This is a genomic window from Actinoplanes sp. L3-i22 (assembly GCF_019704555.1).
Taxonomy (GTDB): Bacteria; Actinomycetota; Actinomycetes; order Mycobacteriales; family Micromonosporaceae; genus Actinoplanes.
Window position 1 is genome coordinate 2,793,662 of record NZ_AP024745.1, and the last position, 19,899, is coordinate 2,813,560.

Annotated in this window: 15 protein-coding genes; 9 read left to right on the top strand and 6 right to left on the bottom strand. The window is 71.2% G+C overall.

Translation table 11 applies throughout. The features are described 5' to 3' along the window. Window positions 1–2: 2 nt before the first annotated feature. The 3 genes from L3i22_RS12470 to L3i22_RS12480 all read right to left on the bottom strand — a co-directional run bounded on the left by L3i22_RS12470 (window position 3) and on the right by L3i22_RS12480 (window position 4,858). Window positions 3–3,308, bottom strand: coding sequence for an NACHT domain-containing NTPase (locus tag L3i22_RS12470; protein WP_221327123.1), 3,306 nt, complete (start codon window positions 3,306–3,308; stop codon window positions 3–5). A 118-nt stretch (window positions 3,309–3,426) separates the two neighbouring features. Next, window positions 3,427–3,690, bottom strand: coding sequence for a DUF3040 domain-containing protein (locus tag L3i22_RS12475; RefSeq protein WP_255658165.1), 264 nt, complete (start codon window positions 3,688–3,690; stop codon window positions 3,427–3,429). A gap of 79 nt (window positions 3,691–3,769) precedes the next feature. Further along, window positions 3,770–4,858, bottom strand: coding sequence for a M20/M25/M40 family metallo-hydrolase (locus tag L3i22_RS12480; protein ID WP_221327124.1), 1,089 nt, complete (start codon window positions 4,856–4,858; stop codon window positions 3,770–3,772). A 108-nt stretch (window positions 4,859–4,966) separates the two neighbouring features. Here L3i22_RS12480 and L3i22_RS12485 point away from each other — a divergent pair, with 108 nt between their 5' ends. The 8 genes from L3i22_RS12485 (at window position 4,967) to L3i22_RS12520 (ending at window position 15,515) form a co-directional block, all read left to right on the top strand. Further along, the gene (locus tag L3i22_RS12485) at window positions 4,967–5,668 is read left to right on the top strand and encodes a GNAT family N-acetyltransferase (protein ID WP_221327125.1); all 702 of its coding nucleotides are present in this window, start codon (window positions 4,967–4,969) and stop codon (window positions 5,666–5,668) included. Beyond that, complete coding sequence (locus L3i22_RS12490; protein ID WP_221327126.1) at window positions 5,665–6,309, top strand: MurR/RpiR family transcriptional regulator; 645 nt, start codon at window positions 5,665–5,667, stop codon at window positions 6,307–6,309. The genes L3i22_RS12485 and L3i22_RS12490 overlap by 4 nt, the downstream gene beginning before the upstream one ends. Next, the gene (gene menC, locus L3i22_RS12495) at window positions 6,306–7,406 is read left to right on the top strand and encodes an o-succinylbenzoate synthase (protein WP_221327127.1); all 1,101 of its coding nucleotides are present in this window, start codon (window positions 6,306–6,308) and stop codon (window positions 7,404–7,406) included. The genes L3i22_RS12490 and menC overlap by 4 nt, the downstream gene beginning before the upstream one ends. A 161-nt stretch (window positions 7,407–7,567) precedes the next feature. After that, window positions 7,568–8,134: a DUF4956 domain-containing protein gene (locus L3i22_RS12500; protein ID WP_221327128.1), complete on the top strand. Its 567-nt coding sequence runs from the start codon at window positions 7,568–7,570 to the stop codon at window positions 8,132–8,134. After that, the gene (locus tag L3i22_RS12505; RefSeq protein ID WP_221327129.1) at window positions 8,131–8,865 is read left to right on the top strand and encodes a polyphosphate polymerase domain-containing protein; all 735 of its coding nucleotides are present in this window, start codon (window positions 8,131–8,133) and stop codon (window positions 8,863–8,865) included. The genes L3i22_RS12500 and L3i22_RS12505 overlap by 4 nt, the downstream gene beginning before the upstream one ends. Before the next feature lie 327 nt (window positions 8,866–9,192). Continuing rightward, on the top strand, window positions 9,193–10,860 hold the full coding sequence (locus L3i22_RS12510) for a carbohydrate-binding domain-containing protein (RefSeq protein ID WP_221327130.1): 1,668 nt from the start codon (window positions 9,193–9,195) through the stop codon (window positions 10,858–10,860). A 104-nt stretch (window positions 10,861–10,964) separates the two neighbouring features. Continuing rightward, window positions 10,965–12,212, top strand: coding sequence for a hypothetical protein (locus L3i22_RS12515; protein WP_221330618.1), 1,248 nt, complete (start codon window positions 10,965–10,967; stop codon window positions 12,210–12,212). Between the two features lie 135 nt (window positions 12,213–12,347). After that, window positions 12,348–15,515, top strand: a complete 3,168-nt coding sequence (locus L3i22_RS12520; protein WP_221327131.1) for an NB-ARC domain-containing protein — start codon at window positions 12,348–12,350, stop codon at window positions 15,513–15,515. Window positions 15,516–15,641: 126 nt separating this feature from the next. Here the strand turns inward: L3i22_RS12520 and L3i22_RS12525 are convergent, their stop codons facing one another. Continuing rightward, window positions 15,642–16,829 (bottom strand): MFS transporter, encoded by a 1,188-nt coding sequence (locus L3i22_RS12525; RefSeq protein ID WP_221327132.1) that lies wholly within the window; start codon window positions 16,827–16,829, stop codon window positions 15,642–15,644. A gap of 73 nt (window positions 16,830–16,902) precedes the next feature. Here L3i22_RS12525 and L3i22_RS12530 point away from each other — a divergent pair, with 73 nt between their 5' ends. Then, window positions 16,903–17,760, top strand: coding sequence for a CGNR zinc finger domain-containing protein (locus L3i22_RS12530; protein WP_255658166.1), 858 nt, complete (start codon window positions 16,903–16,905; stop codon window positions 17,758–17,760). Here the strand turns inward: L3i22_RS12530 and L3i22_RS12535 are convergent. Next, window positions 17,757–19,124: a transaminase gene (locus L3i22_RS12535; protein ID WP_221327133.1), complete on the bottom strand. Its 1,368-nt coding sequence runs from the start codon at window positions 19,122–19,124 to the stop codon at window positions 17,757–17,759. The genes L3i22_RS12530 and L3i22_RS12535 overlap by 4 nt on opposite strands. Window positions 19,125–19,163: 39 nt before the next feature. After that, entirely contained in the window at window positions 19,164–19,892 is a 729-nt protein-coding gene (locus L3i22_RS12540; RefSeq protein ID WP_221327134.1) for an endonuclease/exonuclease/phosphatase family protein, read from the bottom strand. Between the last annotated feature and the right edge of the window lie 7 nt (window positions 19,893–19,899).

A 19,899-nucleotide genomic window follows, 5' to 3' on the forward strand; every position in this document is an offset into this window, starting at 1 on the left:
GATCAGCCGGCGCCGGGCCGAGCGGTGAAGACGGTCAGGCGGGTGAGCGCCTCTTCCGGGGTGCCGATGGACCGGCGATAGGCGAGATAACTGTTGACGGCTCCGGTGATCGTGCTTCGGTCCAGGTCCGGCCTCTCCAGTAGGTCGGCCAGATCGCCCGGCGCGATCCTTGACCAGACCAGGTCGCCGAACTCGGCCAGTGCGCGTACCAGTCCGATTCGGAATTTGTTGTCGACCTGTTCCCGTGCAAACCTGGACACCATTTCCGGCATGACGATGATGTCGCTGAGCGGCTCTATTCGTGACGGTAGCCCCATGGCCGGGAAGAGTCGCTCCCCGTTTCTTTGGAGGGTGTCGGCAAGCATGAACTGCAAGGCATTCGGGTAATTGGTGATCGAATCGATGCGATCCGCGAATCGTTCGTCCGTGAGCAGGTAGGGGCAGCGGTGGGCGAGATTCAGCAGCACGTAGCTCTCTGCTCCGCCGTCGGCATCGAGCGCGAGGTCGACGAGTGACCTCGTCAGGTCGCGATCGAGGAATGGGGCGTCGTCGACCAGCATCGTGAGGAGAATGTGGACAGCTATCTCATCGACGCTGTCCCCCAAACGGCGCATCAGGTCGAGGATCGACTCATAGGCTCGCTCATCATAGGGCGTCATGCGATCCAGGGCCGGTACGGGCCACCGATTCGCTTGCAACTCCGTGATCTTTGTATAGAGATTCAGATGTGCGGAGTCCGCTGGTTCGACCCCACGCCATAATGCGTCTCCGGCAGCGGACCGGAGTTCGCTTCCGGAGTTCTGGGAAAGTCGGGCGAAGCTGATTTCTGGATGAAAAAAAGGGATGGTTTCTGATTCGTAGCTGACCAGGCCGTCATCCATGTGGAGTGATCCGAGAATGCTCAGCTGCCCGTCCTCTGTCAATCCAGCCCGCCACAACTGGACGGTAGAGGCCCAGTAATCGCTGGTAGTCAGGTCGCGAACCAGGAGGCTGCCGGACAAGGCGATCAACAGAGAGGCGAGATTTGCGGTATAGGTCGCGAGTCCGTTGATCACATCATGCGGAGCATGGCGGCCGACGTCGCCCCGGTTCCGTGGCTTGCGGGCTCGGTTGAACAGGTAGGCGAGCATGCCGGCCGTCGAGTCGACGGCATCCCGGGAGATGAGCCGCTGAGCGAAGCGGACCACCGGCTGTCGCGTGGTCAGGCATCGGTGGCTGAGCAGCGCGAACAGCAGATCATCGTCGAGTGAGTCGAGGCTGTCGCGGACGTTCAGTCGCTCCCAGTCTCCGGCCAGATAGCTCAGCTCACGCGCCACGTACTCGGCGACCAGGTACTCGCCGAAGGTGGCATGCAGGAACTCGTAGCTGCGGAGGCTCGACTCCTCGTGCTCCCGAGCCTGGCCGACGTGGATGAAGAAGAACGCCGCCACGGTTGACTTGGCCCGGGTCAACGGCTCGGCGAAGCCGGCCCGGCGTTCCGTCGGCGGCGCGGGGGCGAGGACCTTCAGGTCGTGGCTCAGCTCGTCCTCGGTGACGAACTGGCGTCCACGATTGAACATCGCGAACGCGGCGATCGACAGGTCTCGCCGGAGCGCGACCTCCCGTTTGCGCTGCTCGTCCGCGCTGATCTCGGCAGTGGCCTTCCCACGGACCTGCCGGGTGATGAACGAGTCGAGAAGCGCGCTGTAGAGATCGGCGCCCTGCAACGCCGGATCGGCCAATGCGCGATCGCCCGCACCGGCGGCGTAGATCGCGAGCAGGAACAGCAGGAGCGGCTGACGGCCCAGTTCCGCCTTGCTGAGCACGGTCTCGGCGGCGAGTGGGGCGAAGCCCGGAGAGTGCGTGTTCGCCAGGTTCCAGGTGGCGGTCCAGCGCCGGACCTGCTCCTCGGAGAAGTCCTCCAACCGGATCAGCGTGGTGCCCTCGGGCACCCGGACCCGGTCCATCACCAGGTGGCGGGAGGTGATGACGGTGATCACCGCGTTCCCGTCCGCCCATTCGTCGCGTTGGAAGTCGGTGACGCGCTCGATGTAATCGCTCTGGGTGGTCTCGGTGGCCTGGATCAGTTCGTCTAGCCCGTCGAAGATGACAATCTTGGTCTTCTCCGACTCCCGGACCAGCGAGCCCCAGCTCAGCGATTCCCGCGTGCTCTGCTCCAGCGCCACCTCGATCTGGCGGTGCGGGTCCGCCGCGGCGTCGACCTGGCGCAGTTTGACCAGAACCGTGGTGAACGACTCGGCCGGGATCCGCGCCGCAACGACCTCAGTGAGCAGCGTCTTCCCCGCTCCGGGATGGCCGAGGACGACCAGCGGCTGGCGCACGCTCCCCGGGGAGACCAGGTATTCGGTGAGGAAGCCGGCCAGGTCGTCGCTCGGCGGGATTCCGTCCCACCAGTCCTCGTTCGCCGGCTCGGACTCCTTCGTCATGACTGCCCGCCGGTACCGCGGACTGATGAAGCCGTCCTGGACGGAGGGGAAGGTGAGCCCCGGCGTTGCGGTTCGCCAGATCGGCTGGTCCAGGATGCTACGTGCCCGCCGGAACAACTTGCGCTCGACGTCGCTGGTCGCGCCCGGGAAACCGCCCAGCTCGGTCAGGCGGGCCTGCAGGCCGGCGAGCGAGTCGCCCTGGCTGTGAATCGTCGAGGCGAGGTCGGTGATCTTCTTCGCCGTCGCGGAGGTCGCGTCGAGCTGCACCCAGAAGCCGAACTCGGGGATGTCCACCGCGAACCGCACGAACTGCTCCCGATAGATGTCTTCGGCCTTTGCGACCACCGTGGTGCTCAGGGCCGACTTCGCCGGATCGCCCGGATAGGCCCGCTCCCACGCCTCGAGCCCGTCGAAGAACCCGATCAGGGTCGTCATCAGCCGATGGAACGCGTTCTCGATCCGCCCGAGGTTGTCTTCGAAGCCGCAGGTCGGTGTGGGCATCGGAAGGCTTCCGGATTGAAGTTCCCGGCCGAACGCCCCGGCGGGTGGGCGTTCGACGATCCGGTGTCTGTCGTCGTCGGTCACCTCGAGTCCGGTCACCTCGGTGAACGCCTCGAAGAACGCCGACAGGCCGATCACGGTGTGCGCTGCTTCGAGCAACTCGAAGTGGTGCTTGCCGACCGTTGACTTGATCCGTCCGGCGGCGGTCCCGGTCAGGTCGCGGATCAGCTTGATCGCTTCGCTCTTGGGGTCGACCAGTGCGAAGGACGCACCCAGGGTGAACGGCGCGGTGGCGAAGATCAGGCCGCCGAGCAGGGTGTCGAGCTTGCTGACACGTTGGTCGTCCTGGGCGACGATCCGCAGAGCCTCGGCGTAGCTCATCGGTCGGATACGGCTCACGAGGCAGGGTCCTTCCGCCACGGTGGACAGTCCGGGGCATCGACCCTGGCAGTGGCGGGACGCCGTGTCAACGACCCATCACCCGCCGTGGCGAGCGTGGTCAGCGGTGGGTGCGGCGGCGGATCAGGATGAGGGCGACCGCGGCGGCGAACAGGTCGAGGGCGATGAGCACGCCGACCCAGCCGAACAGGAGCATGACCAGGGGGATCGTGATGAACAGCAGGGCGCACAGGACCGGGACCGCCGGGGAGGGTGGCTCCGCCGGGACGCCGGCCAGGCCGTCCATCCGGGCGGTGAAGTCCGGGTCGTGTTGCAGGTGGCGTTCCAGATCGGCCAGGGCGCGGCGCTCGTTGTCGTTCAACATCGAAGTTACCCCCGGGAGGTCCAGCGGACTCCCCGGTGTTACCCCGGCGCCACGGTGCGCCAAACGCTGCTGCGAATTCTTATAAACCGGACGCGAAGAGGGCGGTGAGCAGCGCGATCCGCTCGCCGATTCCGGCGATCGACACCCATTCGGTACGGGCGTGCGCACCCCCGCCGCGCGGTCCCAGCCCGTCGACGGTGGGCCGCCCGAGCGCGCCTGTCGTGTTGGTGTCGGCCGCGCCGTCGGCGGGCCGGCCGTCGAGGGTCTGCCCGATCCCGGCGGCGATCGCGGCGAGCCGGGCGAGCAGCCGGTCCCCGGCCGGATCCGGTCGCCAGGTGGGCCGATGCGACAGCAGCCGGCTGCGCACCGTGGCCCGCTCCCGGACCGCCCGCAGCGCGGCGAGCTCGCCGAGCACCACCCGCTCGTCCTCCGGGTCGGCGAAACGCAACCCCAGGTCGGCGTACGCCTGACCGGCCACCACGTTGGTCCGCCCGCCACCGGTGACCGTTCCGGTGTTGACCAGCACCGGCCGCCCCGCCCCGAGCTCCCGCACGCGCAGCAACTGGTCGACGAGCTCGTCGATGGCGTTCACCCCGGCGTCCGGGTCGAGCGCGGCGTGCGCCTCCATACCGGTCACCTCGATCCGCGCCCGGGTGCTGCCGCGCCGGCCGGTCTTCAGGTCGCCGCCCGGATGCGGCGGCTCCATCCCGAGCACCGCCACGGCCCGCTTCGCCTCGGCCGCCACCAGGGCGGTCGCGGTGGGCGACCCGATCTCCTCATCCGCGACGACGATCACGCGCAGGTCAGGGGCCGGCCCGCTCAGGGCGGCGACCGTCGCGAGCAGCGCCGCGATCCCGGCTTTCGTGTCGTAGACGCCCGGCCCGCGGATCACGTCGCCGTCCACCCTCCACGGCATCTCGGCGAGCGTCCCCACCGGCCACACCGTGTCGTAGTGGGTGAGGATCAGAATCGGACCATCGCCACCACTGCCGGCCCGGCTCCAGATCAGGTGATCGCCGGTCGGATGCCGCTCCCGGGCCGTCGTGAACCCGGCCGCCGCCGCGTCCGCCTCCAGCATCTCGGCCAGCCCGGCCAGCGCCGTGACGTCACCCGTGGGCGACTCGGCCAGCGTGTACCGATGCAGCGCCGCGACCACCGGAGACGTCATATCCGCACGCTAAGTTGCGACCGACTGGTTGTCAACGTGCTCGGATAGGACCAGGATGACAGTCATACGATCGCTATCTTCAAGGAGTGCGGCAGTGAGGGAGGGCGGATGGACGTCACGGTCCGGGAGCTGGGCGGGATGGCCGAGTGGACCGCCGCCTGCGCCCTCTACCGCGAGGTGTTCGGCTACACCGCGCCCGAGTGGGGCCTCAACCCGCGCCTGCTCGCCGCGCTGAGGGAGAACGGCGGCACCGTGATCGGCGCGCTCACCGGCGACGGCACGCTCGCCGGCTTCTGCTACGGATTCCCCGGCATCGAGGCCGGCGAGCTCTACCACTATTCGCAGGCCGCCGCGGTCAAGGTGGGCTTCCAGGGCGGCGGCTTGGGGCGATTGCTGAAGTACGGGCAGGCCACCGTCGCCCGGCGGACGGGTGCGCGGACCATGCGGTGGACGTTCGATCCGTACGCGTTGCGCAACGCCCACTTCAACCTGGCCGTGCTGGGCGCCGTCGGCATCCGGTTCCTCCCCGACTTCTACCGCGAGCCGGGCACCGATCGGGTGCTCGTGAGCTGGGACCTGACCGATGCCGATCAGGGCGTTCCACGTCGTACGGAAAATGTGGGCGGACCCGGCGGCGGTCGTGTGGTGGCCGCGGCAGGGGAGGGTTTCGCGGCGCCGGACCCGACGGACCGGGCCTGGTTGCGGCAGGAGCTGGTGGCCCGGTTCGCCGCCGGGGAACGCCTGGTCGGGGTGGTCCGTCCGGAGGCGGGCGAGGGCCGCGCCGCCTACCTGTTCGAGGCGGTCGCGTGACCTCGCGGGGGACGCCCGCCGACCGCTTCGACCGCAACGTCCAGCGGCGCTCGGCGCAGGTGCTCAAGCAGCGGGTGCTGGACCAGCAGCGGGCCGAGTTCGATCAGGCGCTGGCGTGGGCCGCCGAGCACGAGTCGATCGAGCGGGCCGCGGCGCTGATCGTGTCGGCCCGCCGGCGGTACCTGATCGGCTCCGGCAAATCGCTCAGCTACGCGTCGCTGCTCGCGTCCGATCTGAGCGCCGGACTCTCCGCGGTGCACCTGGTCGACGGCGTGCCGTTGCGCGCGCTCGACGTGCTCAGCGACATCCGGCAGGGCGATCTGCTGATCGCCGTCTCGCTGGAGCGGTACCGGCGGGAGACGGTCGACGTCGCCGCCGCCTACGTCCGGCACGGCGGTGACCTGGTGCTGGTCACCGACGCCGAGGACGCGCCGCTGGCCGGGATCGCGACGGCGCGGATCGTGGTGGGGACCGGCAGCGCGTCGTACGTGAACTCGCCCACCTCGATCGTGCTGGCCCTGCACCTGCTCGCGACCCTGACCATCGCCAGCTCGAAGGGCGCCGGCCGGCGTCTGCGGGACCGTGACGCGCTCGCCGCCGAGCTCGGCGTCTACGTCGGCGAGCCGGGGGCGACACCATGATCCGGATCAGTCACGTGGAGCTGCGGCGGGTCCGGCTGCCGCTGGTCCGCCAGTTCCGGACCAGCTCGCACGCCAAGCGCGAGCTGGAGCACATCCTGGTGGCCGTCACCGATCAGGACGGCGTGACCGGGTGGGGCGAGATCGCGTCGCCGAGCGGGCCGTTCTACTCCGCGGAGACCGTGGAGAGCTGCTGGGCGGTGGCCCGGGATCACCTGACGCCGCTGGTCACGGGCGTGGAGTGGGAGCATCCGGCCGAGCTGGCGGCGGTGCTGGCGCGGGTCCGGGGGAACCAGTTCGCGCGGGCCGGGTTCGACATGGCGGCGTGGGCGCTGTGGTCGCTGCGGGCCGGTGTCCCGCTGGCGCGGGCACTCGGCGGGACCCGGGAGCGGGTGGCCGCCGGGGTCTCGCTGGGGATCGAGCCGACCATCGACGAGCTGCTCGAACAGGTCGCCGTGCGGGTCGTGGAGGGGTATCAGCGGGTCAAGCTGAAGATCGCGCCGGGGTGGGACGTGGCGCCGGTGCGCGCGGTGCGGGCGGCGTTCCCGGTGGTTCCGGTTCATGTCGACGCCAACGGCGCCTACCCGGCGGGGGAGCACGGCGTCTTCCGCGAGCTGGACGCGCTCGGCCTGGTGATGATCGAGCAGCCGTTCGCGCCCCGGGCGTTCGTCGCGCACGCGGAGCTGCAGGCGACCCTGACCACCCCGATCTGCCTGGACGAGTCGGTCGAGGAGGTGGACGACCTGGTCACCGCGCTGCGTCTGGGGGCCGGCCGGATCCTCAACATCAAGGTCTCGCGGATGGGCGGCCTCACCCCGGCGGTGCGCGCGCACGACCTGGCGGTGGCCGAGGGGATGCCGGTGTGGTGCGGCGGCATGCACGAGTTCGGCATCGGCCGCGCGGCGAACGTGGCGCTCAGCGCGCTGCCCGGGTTCACCCTGCCTTCGGACGTCTCCGGCTCGGACAAGTACTACGCCCGGGACGTCACCACGGCGCCGGTGGTGTGCGAGGCCGGATTCGTCACGGTTCCCGAGGTTCCGGGGCTCGGCTGGTCGCCGGATCCGTCGTTCCTGGCGGAGCGCACCGTCGCCCTGATCTGACAGCCTGTGCACAGCACTCTTTGAGGGGTCTCTGAGGTTCGTTCCGGTGGTCGGGGCCGAGGAAAGCGCTTACCGTAGCCATCGAAGTTCACCGATACGTAACCTTGCGGCCGGATTCCGTTCAGCGGACCGGCCGGGAACCCCCGGGAGGTCGCCCCACCATGCACCGGATCTTGCTCTTCGGGATAGATCTCCTGGCGGTGTGCGTGCTCGTCTTCGGACTCTACTTCCCCCGGCACCGCCGGCGGGACCTGGTCGTCGCCTACCTCGGGGTCAACGTCGGGGTGCTCGCGGTCGCCGGGTCGCTCAGCTCCAGCACGGCCGGCGCCGGCCTCGGACTCGGCCTGTTCGGGGTGCTGTCGATCATCCGGCTCCGCTCGACCGAGCTGGACCAGCACGAGGTGGCGTACTACTTCTCCGCGCTCGCGCTGGGCATCCTGGGGCCGCTGACCGTCGGCGAGACGTGGCTCGGGCCGGCCCTGATGGCCCTGATCCTGCTGGTCATCTACCTCGGTGACCACCCCCGGCTGTTCCGCTCCTACCAGCGGCAGGTGCTGGTGCTGGACGCCGCGTACACCGACCGGACCGCGCTGATCGCCCAGGTGGAACGCGTGCTCGGCGCCCGGATCCACGCGGTCGCCGTGGAGCGGGTCGACCTGGTCAACGAGACCACCGTGGTCGAGGTCCGCTACTCGACGGCCGCCGCCCTGGTCGAGGCGGTCCGATGAACGCGCTGGCCTGCCTCGGCGCGATCGCGCTGCCCGAGCTGCTGGAGAAGGCGGCGCTGCAGACCCGGGTCGACCGCAAGTACGTGCTCAGCCTCGACGCCGCGCTGGCCCTGCTGCCCGGGCTGGACCCGGCCACCCGGGTGCTCGAGATCGACGGGAACCGCACGTTCCGTTACCGGTCCGTCTACTTCGACACGCCGGACCTGGTGAGCTTCCGGCTCGCGGCCCAGCGGCGCCGGCGTCGCTTCAAGATTCGCACGCGTACGTACGTGGACTCCGGCCAGTGCTGGCTGGAAGTCAAGACCGAAGGGAGCCGGGGCGGCACCGTGAAGAGCCGCCTGCCGTATCAGCTCGCCGACCAGGACACCGTCGACCCGGGCCGCTGGTTCGTGGCGAGCGTGCTCGGCGAGCGGGCCGTCGCGGGGCTCGCGCCGACCCTGGTCACGCACTATCGCCGGACCACGTTCTATCAGCCGGTGGGTGACTCCCGGGCGACTCTCGACACCGACCTGAGCTGGACCGGGGCGGACGGCGCCGAGCTGCGCGTGCCGCACCTCGCGGTGATCGAGACCAAGACCGGCGCGGCGGCCTCCCCGGTCGACCGGCTGCTGTGGGCACACGGGCACCGTCCGGCCCGGATCTCCAAGTACGCGACCGGGCTCGCGGCTCTGCGCCCGGAGCTGCCGTCCGCCCCGTGGCGCCGCACCCTGCGCCGCCACCTCGCCCGCTAGCCGGGCCCAGCCACCTCGCCCGCCGGCCGGCCCGCGACCCGCACCGCGGTCAGGCACGTGCCGCGCTCGCCGGCCGGGACCGGGCGGCGCGGCTGGGCCTTGAGCCGGCGGGCGGCTCGCGTGGGTCCTTTGAAACCGCGACCACCCACGGACATCGCCCTTGCGGGTCTCGTGTTCTGGGCGCCCCGCGCCCTTGCGAGACCCGGAAGGGTCCCCGCGGGAGCGGCGATCAGTTATCGGCCGCAGCGTAGGCAACAAAGATCTTGATCTTGGTCTTGATCTGGATTCTTTTCGGCACGATCCCCATCCCCTACGGAAGGATTCACCATGCCCAGCATTCCCCGGCTGGTCACCCCGGTCGCGGTCGCCGCGGCCGCGCTCGCCCTGGTCAGCGCGCCCGCCCAGGCGGCCGGCACCGCGGCCGCCACCGCGCTCGCCGCGAACCAGGCGAGCCACGACAGCGCCGCCGACCGGGTCTGGAACGAATCGGACGTCGCCGCGGTCACCCTCACCGGCAGCGGCGCGAGCAGCACCAGCGCGAACGTCACGGTCTCGGGCACGACGGTGACGATCGGCGCGGCCGGCACCTACCGGTTCTCCGGCACGCTGACCAACGGCCAGATCGTGGTCAACAGCACCGGCGACGGCATCGTCCGCATCCTGCTCAACGGCGTGACCGTGACCAACAGCGCGGCCGCCCTGAACATCGTGGCCGCCGACGAGGCCCTGGTCTACCTGCCGGCCGGCACCACGAACCGGCTCACCTCGTCGGCCGGCAACGCGCTCGACTCGGCCGCCGACCTCACCGTCGACGGCACCGGCTCGCTGGCCGTCGCCAGCACCGCGGCGGACGGCATCAACAGCTCGGACGGCCTGGTCATCGACGCCGGGACGATCACCGTGACGGCGGGTGACGACGCGATCCGCGGCAAGGACTACGTGATCGTCAACGGCGGCACGATCACCGCCACCGCGGGCGGCGACGGGCTCAAGTCCGACAACGCCGAGGACGCCACCCGGGGATACGTCTACCTCGGAGCGGGCACCGCCGGCGTGACCGCGACCGGCGACGCGATCACCGCGGAGACCGACGTGCTGCTCGCCGGGGGCGCGATCACCGCGAAGTCGGGCGGCGGCAGCACGGTCACGCCCGGTGACACCTCGGCCAAGGGTCTCAAGGCCGGTGTGCTGGTGGCGATCAGCGGGGGCACGGCGAGCGTCGACGCCTCGGACGACGGGGTGCACTCGGACGGGGCGGTCACCGTCGACGGCGGTACGACCACGGTCGCCACCGGCGACGACGGGGTCCACGCCGAGGCGGCGGTCACCGTCTCGGCGGGCACGGTGAACGTGACCAAGTCGTACGAAGGGGTGGAGGGGCTCAAGGTCTACGTGACCGGGGGCAGCGTCAGCGCGACCGCCTCCGACGACGCGTTCAACGCGTCCGACCCGGCCTACGGCGAGATGCAGAACTCGCCGAACGCGCTGATCTCGATCACCGGCGGCACCGTCGTGGTCAGCGGCGGGACCGACGGGCTCGACTCCAACGGCGCGCTGGCCATCGGCGGCGGCACCGTGGTGGTCAGCGGGTCGGCCACCCGTGGCGGCGGCGAGGGCGGGCTGGACTCCAACGGGGCGCTCACCATCACCGGCGGGACGGTGCTCTCCACCGGAATCAGCGCCTCCACCAGCACGCTGCCCAGCTCCGGACAGGGCTGGGTGTCGGTCACGTTCAGCGCCAACCAGGCGGCCGGGACGATCGTGCACCTGGCGACCACGTCCGGGACGCAGATCGCGGCGTACAAGTCGACCAAGGCGTTCAAGGGCGTGGTCTTCTCGTCGTCGCAGATCACCCGGGGGACGACGTACGCGGTGTACACCGGCGGGTCGGTCGCCGGCACCGCGGTCGGTGGCGGGCTGTACACCGGGGGGACACTCTCCGGCACCCAGGTGACCACGGTGACCGCGGGCAGCCAGAGCAGCACGCGTCCCTGACCGGCCGGCCCCTGCGTCGCGTGGCGGCGCAGGGGCCACCCGGCCTCGTCGGATGTGATGGTTCTCGATACATTTGACCCGCATCAGACAGGGGAGGAACGCCAGTGAGCGGCACGGGGACGACACCGGAGGGCGATCACACGCCGGATCCGACTTCAGCACCGTCGGGGGGTGGGTCGCCGGATCCGACGTTCGCCGCGCCGCCCGCGCCGCCCGCTTCGCCTTCGCCCTCGGAGCCGGCGCCGCCGGCCGAGCCGGTCTCGGAGTGGGCGCGCCCGGCCGAGGGGGCCGCAACGCCGCCCGTCGAGCCGTGGACCCCGCCCGTTCCGCCGGAGAACGGCCCGCCCGCGCCGCTGTTCCCGTTCCCGCAGCCACCCCCGCCGTTCGGTGGCCAGCCCCCGGCCGGCGCCTATCCGCCGCCGGGTGGCTACCCGCCGCCCGCTCCGGGCGCTGCCTTCCCGCCGCCGGGTGGTGCCTACCCGCCGCCCGGTGGTGCCTATCCGCCGCCGCAGCAGGGTGGCGCCTTTCCTCCGCCACCGCCGGGGGCCTATCCGCCCGGCGCCTTCCCGGCCGCCGGTCAGTACGCCCCGCCCGGCTGGCCCCCGCCCCCGGCCTCCCCGGCCAGCCGCCGGCGCGGCGGTGTCCTGGCCGGCGTGATCGTCGCCGCGGTCGTGGTGATCGGCCTGCTCTGCGCCGGCAGCGTCTACATGCTCGCCACGGACCGGGGCAAGAGCTCGGCCAACGACGATTTCGGGCAGAACCAGCCGTTCGCCTGGCCGTCCGACTTCCCGTTCCCGTCCGGAGCGCCGACGACGGCGCCGGTCCCCGAGTCGACCGGGCCGCAGGCGGCCACCGCCCCGCTGAAGGACATCTACGACCTGAATCAGGTCTGCGACGAGAATGCCTTCTTCCCGGCCTCGCCGAAGCGCGCCGGCAAGGCCCCGCACCCGGTCGTCCTGCTGATCAAGGACGGTCCGGCCGCGGTGCGCTGGAACAACGGGACGTATTACCTGGAGGACGAGGGCACCAGCAAGTCGGACGAGAACACCTGGGCGCCCCGCACCCCGAAGACCGTCCAGCTCGCCGCCTGCCTGGACCGGACCACCGCCGGCGCGAAGATCCGCAGCTGCAAGTACGACGACCCGGAACCGGAGACCGTCGCGCTCTACCACGCGAACTGGCGGATGCGGGTGGTCGAGGTGGCCACCGGCAAGGTGCTGATGGACAAGAAGCTGACCGGCAACGAGACGACCTGCCCGTTCTCGGTGCTGGTCGGCCCGGACAAGAAGATCTATGCCGAGGTCAGCAATCACAGCCTGGTCACCACGTTGAAAAGCCTGGTAACGAAGTAGAAGGAGTGACCTGCCCGTCGCCACGCCGTTGGTCAACCTGTGACGGACGGCTTACGGTGGCGGCGATGGGCCGGTCGCCTGCGCAACCCCGAGATGGCTCCGCCGCCGGTCCCGCGACCGCGGCAGGCACCCTGGATGGCCGCCGACCCCGGCGACGACCTGGTGGAACGCACCACGCTCCAGGCCCGGCTGCGGGAGTGGCTGTACACCGGTGACGTCGCCCTGCACGGGCCCGGCGGCATCGGCAAGTCCACGCTGGCCCGGCAGGTCACCCGGGAGCTGCGCGACCGCTTCCCCGGCGGCGTGCTCTGGGCGAGCATCGGCCAGGAGGCCACCGGCCCGGCGCTCGCCGCGGTCATCGCCGACCTGATCCTGCACCTCACCGGCGAGCCGCCGGGCGTCGTCACCCCGGCGCAGGCCGGCGAGCGCCTCGCCGCCGAGCTGGCGTTCCGCCCGCCGATCCTGCTGGTCGTCGACGACGTGTGGACCCCGGAGCAGCTCGCGCCGTTCCTCGACGCCGGCTGCCGCCGGTTGATCATCACGCGGGTCGGCGGCGTGCTCCCGGTGGACCTGCCCCGGATCGACGTCGGCGAGATGACCCACGACGACGCGACCGCGCTGCTCACTCGCGACCTGCCCGGACTGTCGCTGCCGGACCTCGGCGCACTGCTCGCGCTGACCGGCCGCTGGCCGCTGCTGATCGCGATCGCCAACGGGATGCTGCGCCAGGGCCTGTCCGCGCACCAGCTGATCGACCAGCTCGGCGCGGGCGGCTGGGTCGCGCTCGACCTGACCGTGCCGGGGGAGCGGGACCGGGCCGTCGACGGATTCGTCGGCGCCGCCCTGGACCTGCTTCCGGAAACGGACCGGCGGCGCTTTCTGGAACTGGGGATCTTTCCGGAGCACGGTCCGATTCCGGACCCCGTCTCCGATTCGCTGTGGTCCGGCACGGGCGGTTTGTCACCCTTGGAGACAGACCATTTGCGTACGGCGTTGAGCCGCCTTTCGCTCGTCCGGCGAACGTCCGAGGGTTTGTGGATGCATGACGTGCTCCGGGCGTACCTCCGCAATCGCCTGCCGGACCCGGAAATCGCGCAAGTGAATCGCCGCCTGGTGGAAATGTCCCGTCCGCGCAGCGGCGGGCCGTGGTGGACGCTGCCGGAAGCGGACCGCTACCTCTGGCGGCACCTGGGGTTTCACCTGCGCGAGGCGCGCTGGTGGGACGAGCTGTTCGCGGCCGTCACCGACCTGCGCCGGCTCGCCGTGCAGATTCCGCTGCTCGGAGTCGCCACCGCGGTCGCCGACCTGGCCCGGATGCCGGATCCGCGGGCCGTCGCGCTGCGGGCCCGGCTGTCCCGCAGCGCCCACCTGCTGCACCCGATCCGGCCGGCCGAAGCCCTGACCGACGTGCTGCTCGCCCGCCTCGCCGGGGCCCCGGAGATCGCCGCGGACGTCGCCGCGCTGATCACCGCGCAGCGCTCCCGGGCCGGGCTGATCGCCCGCTGGCCGCTGCCGGACGTCGGCCCGGACAGCCTGACCAGGGTGATCGCCGGGGACGCCGGGTGGCTGGACGGCGTCGTGATCTCGCCCAACGGCGACTGGATCGCGACCGCCGGCGACGCCGGGGTGATCACCCTGCACGACTGGGTGGACGGCGCGGTGACCGCCCGGATCACCGGGCACCAGGGCGCGGTGAAAGCGCTTGCGGTGACATTCGACGGCGGTTATCTGGTGTCCGGCGGCAGCGACGGAACGCTGCGCGCGTGGGAGGTGGCGCGGCGCCAGGAAAGGGTGCTGTGGACCGCCAACGGGGAGATTCTCGGGCTTGCCGCGGCGCCCGGAAATCACCGGATCGCCGCGGTGAGCAGCACCGGAGAATTGATTGTCCTCGACGCCGCCGGGAATTGGCGAATTCTCGGGCACCAGGCCGGCGAGAAGCTGGTCGGATGCGCTTTTCTCGACGACGACCGGGTGCTGACGGTCAGCGAGGAAGGCGCGGTGGCCGGGCACGAGCTGCGCAGCGGGCGGCGGAAGGCGCTGGTGGCGGCGGGTCGGGCCGGGGTGATCGGGTTCGCGATCACGCCGTTGTGGGCCGCGATCGGGGGCATCGACGGGGAGATCCGGGTGCATCCGCTGCGGGAGGCCGGAGCGGTGGTCACTCTCGGTGGGCATCGGGGCTGTCTGGGGGCGATCGTCGCGTTCGGTGATCGGATCATCTCCGGTGGGGAGGACGGGACGGTCCGGGTGTTTGACCGGTACGGGGGTGAGGTCGCGGTGGTCCGGGCGCATCCGAGCTGGGTGACCGGGTGCGCGATCGGGCCGGATCGGCGGACGTTGGTGACCACGGGGAGTGATGGGTCGACGCGAGTGTGGGATCTGCCGCGGTTGGTCCAGGAGACGGTCGGGGGGCCGGTCGACTGGGTCAACACGTGCAGTGTTCAGCCTTCGGGTGCTTCGCCCGTCCATTCTTCGGGCGCGGCGCTGGTCAGTGGTGGGCAGGACGGGGTGGTCCGGCTCTGGGAGGGCTCGGCGAGCCGGCCGATCTGGAGCTGGGACGAGCCGGTGCTGCGGTGCGCGTTCGGCCCGGACGGGACCTGGCTGGTCGCGGTCTGCTCCAACGGCACCGCGTTGTTGCGGAATGTCGGTGACGCGTGGGCGGACACCATGCACGCCGGCGCGGTCGACTGCGCGGTCACCACGGATCTCTTCGCGCGCTGGGACGCCCGGGGGGAGCTGGAGATCCGCTCGGTCACCGGGCCCGACGTCTACCGGCGGGCGCACGAACACCCGATCCGGGCGGCGGCCTTCCTGCCCCGCGACCGGATGATCATCGCGGACGCCGGTGGGGCCCTCGTCGTCTGGCACTACACCAAGGATCGGACGCGGCCGGTGGCGCACGCGGCCTCCGGCGAGATCCGGGCCATCCATCAGGTCGCTGATCAGGTCGCGGTGATCAGTGGGTCCGGCTTGGAGCTTTTCGACGTACGAGGTCTGCGGCCGGCCGCCGTGGCCTCGTTCCCCGCGTCGGCCTCGACGTCGTCCTCTTTTTCGCTCGGTGCGGCTACCCACGGTGCGATTTCCTCGGACGGGGAGTGGCTCGCGACCACCAGTTCGGCGGGTGAGCTGCGGGTATGGCCGCTGGCCGGGCTCGGCGAGGATCCGGAGTGGCAGCCGGTGGCGGCGATGCGGGTCGACGGCGAGTTGTTCGAATGCGCCTGGCTGCCGGACAGCCTCGACCTGCACGCGGCGGGCCGTCGTGGCATGTATGCCTTCACGTTCCGGCCACCTCGGCCGTTGGGGTGAGGACTCGGCGGCGGGTTCTTGCGCTTTCCGGCGGCGGGTTCATGCGTGGCCACCGGTTCAGGCGGCGGCGAGTTCTTGCGTGGCCACCGGTTCAGGCGGCGGCGAGTTCTTGCGTGGCCACCGGTTTCAGGCGGCGGCGGGTTCTTGGGTGGTGGCCGGTTTCTCGCGGCGGCCGGTTCTTGCTCCGCGGCCGGTTCTGATCAGTGCGGTGGCGAGGGCGAGCACCGTCACCGCGGCGCCGACCAGGACCGGGCCGCGCGGGCCGGTGCCGGCCACCAGCAGGCTCGCGAGCCCGGCGCCGGCCGTGATCCCCACGTTGAACGCGGTGGACGTGGCCGCCGAAGCGGAGTCGGTGCGGCCCGGCGCGAGCCGCAGGATCAGCGCGGCCTGCAAGACTGTGGACCCGGACAACGCGGCGCCGGTCAGCGACACCGCGATGATCGCCACCACGACGTTCCCGCCGAACAGGAACTGCCCGCCCAGCGCCACCGCCTGCATCGCGACCACCCCGAACAGGCCCGGCCACGCGTATCGCCCGGCCGCCCACCCGGCGAACAGCACCCCGGCCAGCCCGGCCACGCCCCGGACGAAGAGCACCGGGCCGACCGCGGACTCGCCGACCCCGCTCACCTCGGTCAGGAACTGGTTCACATAGGTGAACGCGGTGAACGAACCCGTCACCAGCAGCGCGACCGTGACCAGCAGAATCCCGAACCGGCGCGGATCCGGATCGGTGCCCCGGTCGGCGTCACTCCCGCCGGGCGGCAGCTCCGGCATCAGCGCGGCGACCACGACCAGGACCACGAGCCCGATCCCGGCGAGTGCGAAGAACGCGACCCGCCAGCTCGTCTGCTGCCCCAGCCAGGTGCCGGCCGGGATGCCCAGCAGCGGCGCGATCGAGCTACCCCCGAAGAGCACCGACATGGCCCGGCCCCGCCGGCCCGGCTCGACCAGCGCGGCCGTGGCCGGGGTGATGACCGCCCAGAACACGGCCTGGCTCATGGCGACCGCGATCCGCGCGCCGAGCAGCACCGGGTAGGACGGCGCCAGCGCCGACAGCACGGTCCCGGCCACCGAGACGGCCAGCAGGAACGTGATCAGCCGGCGCCGCCCGAACCGGTGCGCGAACCGGGTCAGCGGCAGTGTGGTCAGCACGACCACCAGCCCGTATGCGGTGACCAGCAGTCCCGCGGCGGAGTCACTGACGCCGAGCCCCCGGGCGAGTTGGGGAAGCAGCCCGATCGGAAGGTTCTCGATCGTCACGTACAGGAAGGTGGAGAGCGCCAGCGCCCCGACCGTGATCCACACGCGCATGTGCTTCCCCCTTGACCATGGCTCGGTGGTAGCTACTACCGACGCTACCACCGTCCAGAGCTATGGTGGAAGCATGCGGATCGTCGGCGGCCACCCGGCCCTGAACCTGGCCAACACGGTCGAGCCCCGCCCACCCAGCCCCCCGCTGTCCGACAGAGCGACGGTGCCGCCAACGGTGATCGTGGAAACCGACCACCTGACCACCCCGCAAGCCCTGCTGGCCTGGGCCCTCCTGGCCGGCGTAGTCACCGAGCCCGAAGCCCCACTAATCGCGGCAGCCTGGGCACTGCCCCTCCCAACACCCCCGCCCGCGCAGCCGCAGCCCGCGCAGCCGCAGCCCGCGCAGCCGCAGTCCGCGCAGCCGCAGCCCGCGCCTGCTCAACCTGCACCGTCGCCCTTGGAAGCGGGCGAGGCTGCCCTGGCCGACGCGCGCGCCCTGCGCGCCCTGATCGACCCGGTGCTGGCCGGCGCCCGACTCCCCGAGCTGACCCACCGCTGGTCCCAGGCAATCGCCCGCTCCGAACTCATCGCCGACCGCGCCCGCTCCGAACTCGTCGCCGACCGCGCCGGCGCCGACCGCGCCGGCGCCGACCGCGCCGGCGCCGAACTCGTCGCCGATCGCGAAGCCCCCGCGCGCGCCCACTCAGAGCCGGTCGCCGCCCGCGATGCCGGCCCAGCGCACCTCCGCGTCGGCACCGATCCGGCCTGGATGATCCCGGACCGGCTGGCCGACGCCCTGGTCGATCTGGTGCGCACGGCGGACCGCAGCCGCCTGCGAACCTGCCCACTCGACGAAGGCGGTTGCGGCTGGCTCTTCCTGGACCGCAGCCGCAACGGCACCCGCCGCTGGTGCTCGATGGAGGACTGCGGTACCCACGTCAAAGCCCGCCGCCTGACCGAACGCCGCCGAGCCCGCCGGACGGGGTCCTAGGCGGTCAGCTCGCTGAGGGCCTGGTCGAAGATCTCGTGATGGCGGGCGACGTCGTCGAGGGTCGTCTCGGGGCACATCAGCGCCATGTTGTGGAACGGGGTCAGCAGCACCCCACGATTCGCCAGGTAGACGTGCAGGAAGTCCTCCAATTCGGCGTCAGCACTGGCCGCCGACTCGGTGCCGTTGCGCGGAGCCGGGGCGGCGAACCGATACTCCACCCGGGCACCGAGGCGACTCACCGACCACGGAACGCCGTACGCCGAAATGATTTTCTGAATGCCGTCGGCGAATGCCGACGCCGTCGTGATCATCGTGGCGAACGCGCCCTCGGTCAGCACCTCCTCCAGCGTCGCGCGGGTCGCGGCCATCGACACCGGGTTGCCGGCGAGAGTGCCGCCGACGCCGCCCATGTCGACCAGGTCGAGGTCGGCGCGGCCGGTCAGCGCGTCGGCCAGCTCCGCGGAAAGACCGTAGGCGCCGACCGGCACGCCGCCACCGATCGCCTTGCCGATGGTCAGCACGTCCGGCTCGAGATCCCAGAACCGGGTCGCCCCGCCCGGCCCGGCCGAGAACGTGTGCGTCTCGTCGTTGATCAGATAGGTCCCGTACTTCCTGGTCAGCTCGCGGACGCCGGCCAGGTAGCCGGGCTCGGGCAGCACGATGCCGATGTTGGTCAGCGCCGGCTCCATCAGCACCGCCGCCACGTCACCGTGCGCCAGCTCGCGCTCCAGCATGGCCAGGTCGTTGAACTCGGCGACCCGGCTGGTCTCGGTCACGTCGACCGGCGCGCCGACGTTGCCCTCGCGGCTGCGGCCGTGCCCGTCCGGCCCGACGACGATCAGCGACTCATCCACCGAGCCGTGGTAGCAATAGCTGTTGACCAGCACTTTCTGCCGACCGGTGACGGCGCGCAGGAGCCGGATCGCCCACCGGTTCGCGTCGGTCGCGGTCAGCGCGAAACTCCAGAACGGCAGCCCGAACCGGTTGGCCAGCTCGGCGCCGACCACCGCGGCGTCCTCGGTCGGCAGCATCGTGGTCGCGCCGCCCAGCTCGCCGAGGCGCCGGGTCACCGCGGCGACCACCGGCGCGGGGGAGTGGCCGGCCATCGCACCCGTGTCACCCAGGCAGAAGTCGATGAACTCGTTGCCGTCGAGGTCGGTCAGCCGATTGCCGCGGGCGGTCTTCAGATACATCGGGAAGCCGGCCGCGGTCTTGTTCATCCACGTCATCGGCACGCGCCCGAAGAGGTGGTCGGCGCGCCCATACGCCGCCGCGGAGCGTGGGTGACGCTCGGCGAAGGTGGCCCGCTCACGCTCGGCGAGCCTGCTGAGTTTGCCGCGATCGACGCCGGATTCCGTTGCCATGCGGCGAAGTTACCAGGCAATCCTCGCCGAAAAACCCTTCTAAAGAACTATTTCCGCTGCCACTCCATAGTGGTCGGATAGGTGCGCACGCCGCCCGCCGGGCAGGGCCACCTCGTCCCGCAGGGCCAGATCGGCGTGCGCGGTTCCGGCATTTCTGACCAGGAGGTGATCGAATGCGGGCGGATTCGGCCATTGCGGCGACGGGCGATAGGTCGGGCGGGTGTCCCCGGCCATCGCGTCGGCCAGCCCGGCGCGCTCCCGGAAATCGGCGAGGACCTCGGCATCCCGGGGCAGGTTGAGGTCGCCGGTGACCACCACCGGGCGGGCCTGATCGATCCCGGCCAGCTCGCGCGCCAGCACGTCGAGTTCACCACGCTCGACGACGGTGTACCGGTTGCCCGGTGACCAGTCGTCGTCGCGGTTCGCCGACAGGTGTGTGTTCACCACGACCAGGTCGCCGATCTCCGCGAACAGCGCGCCCTTGCGCATCAGGAACTCCGGACGAGCCGGCCCGGCCAGCGGAAACCGGACGAAACGCCAGCGGTCGATCGGCAGACGAGAAAGAAGGACCAGACCCCCTTTCAGTACGACCGTGCCGGCGCACGCCGAGTGCGGAAAGTGCCGCCGGAGCAGCGCCGCGTTGCTCCGATACATCACCTCCTGGAGGCAGACGATGTCGAAATCGGACTCCCGCAGGATCTCGCCGAGCGCCCGCAGCCGTGGCCGGACATCCCCGGTGAACAGGGTGTTGAAGGTCAGCAGGCGCATCCGGCGA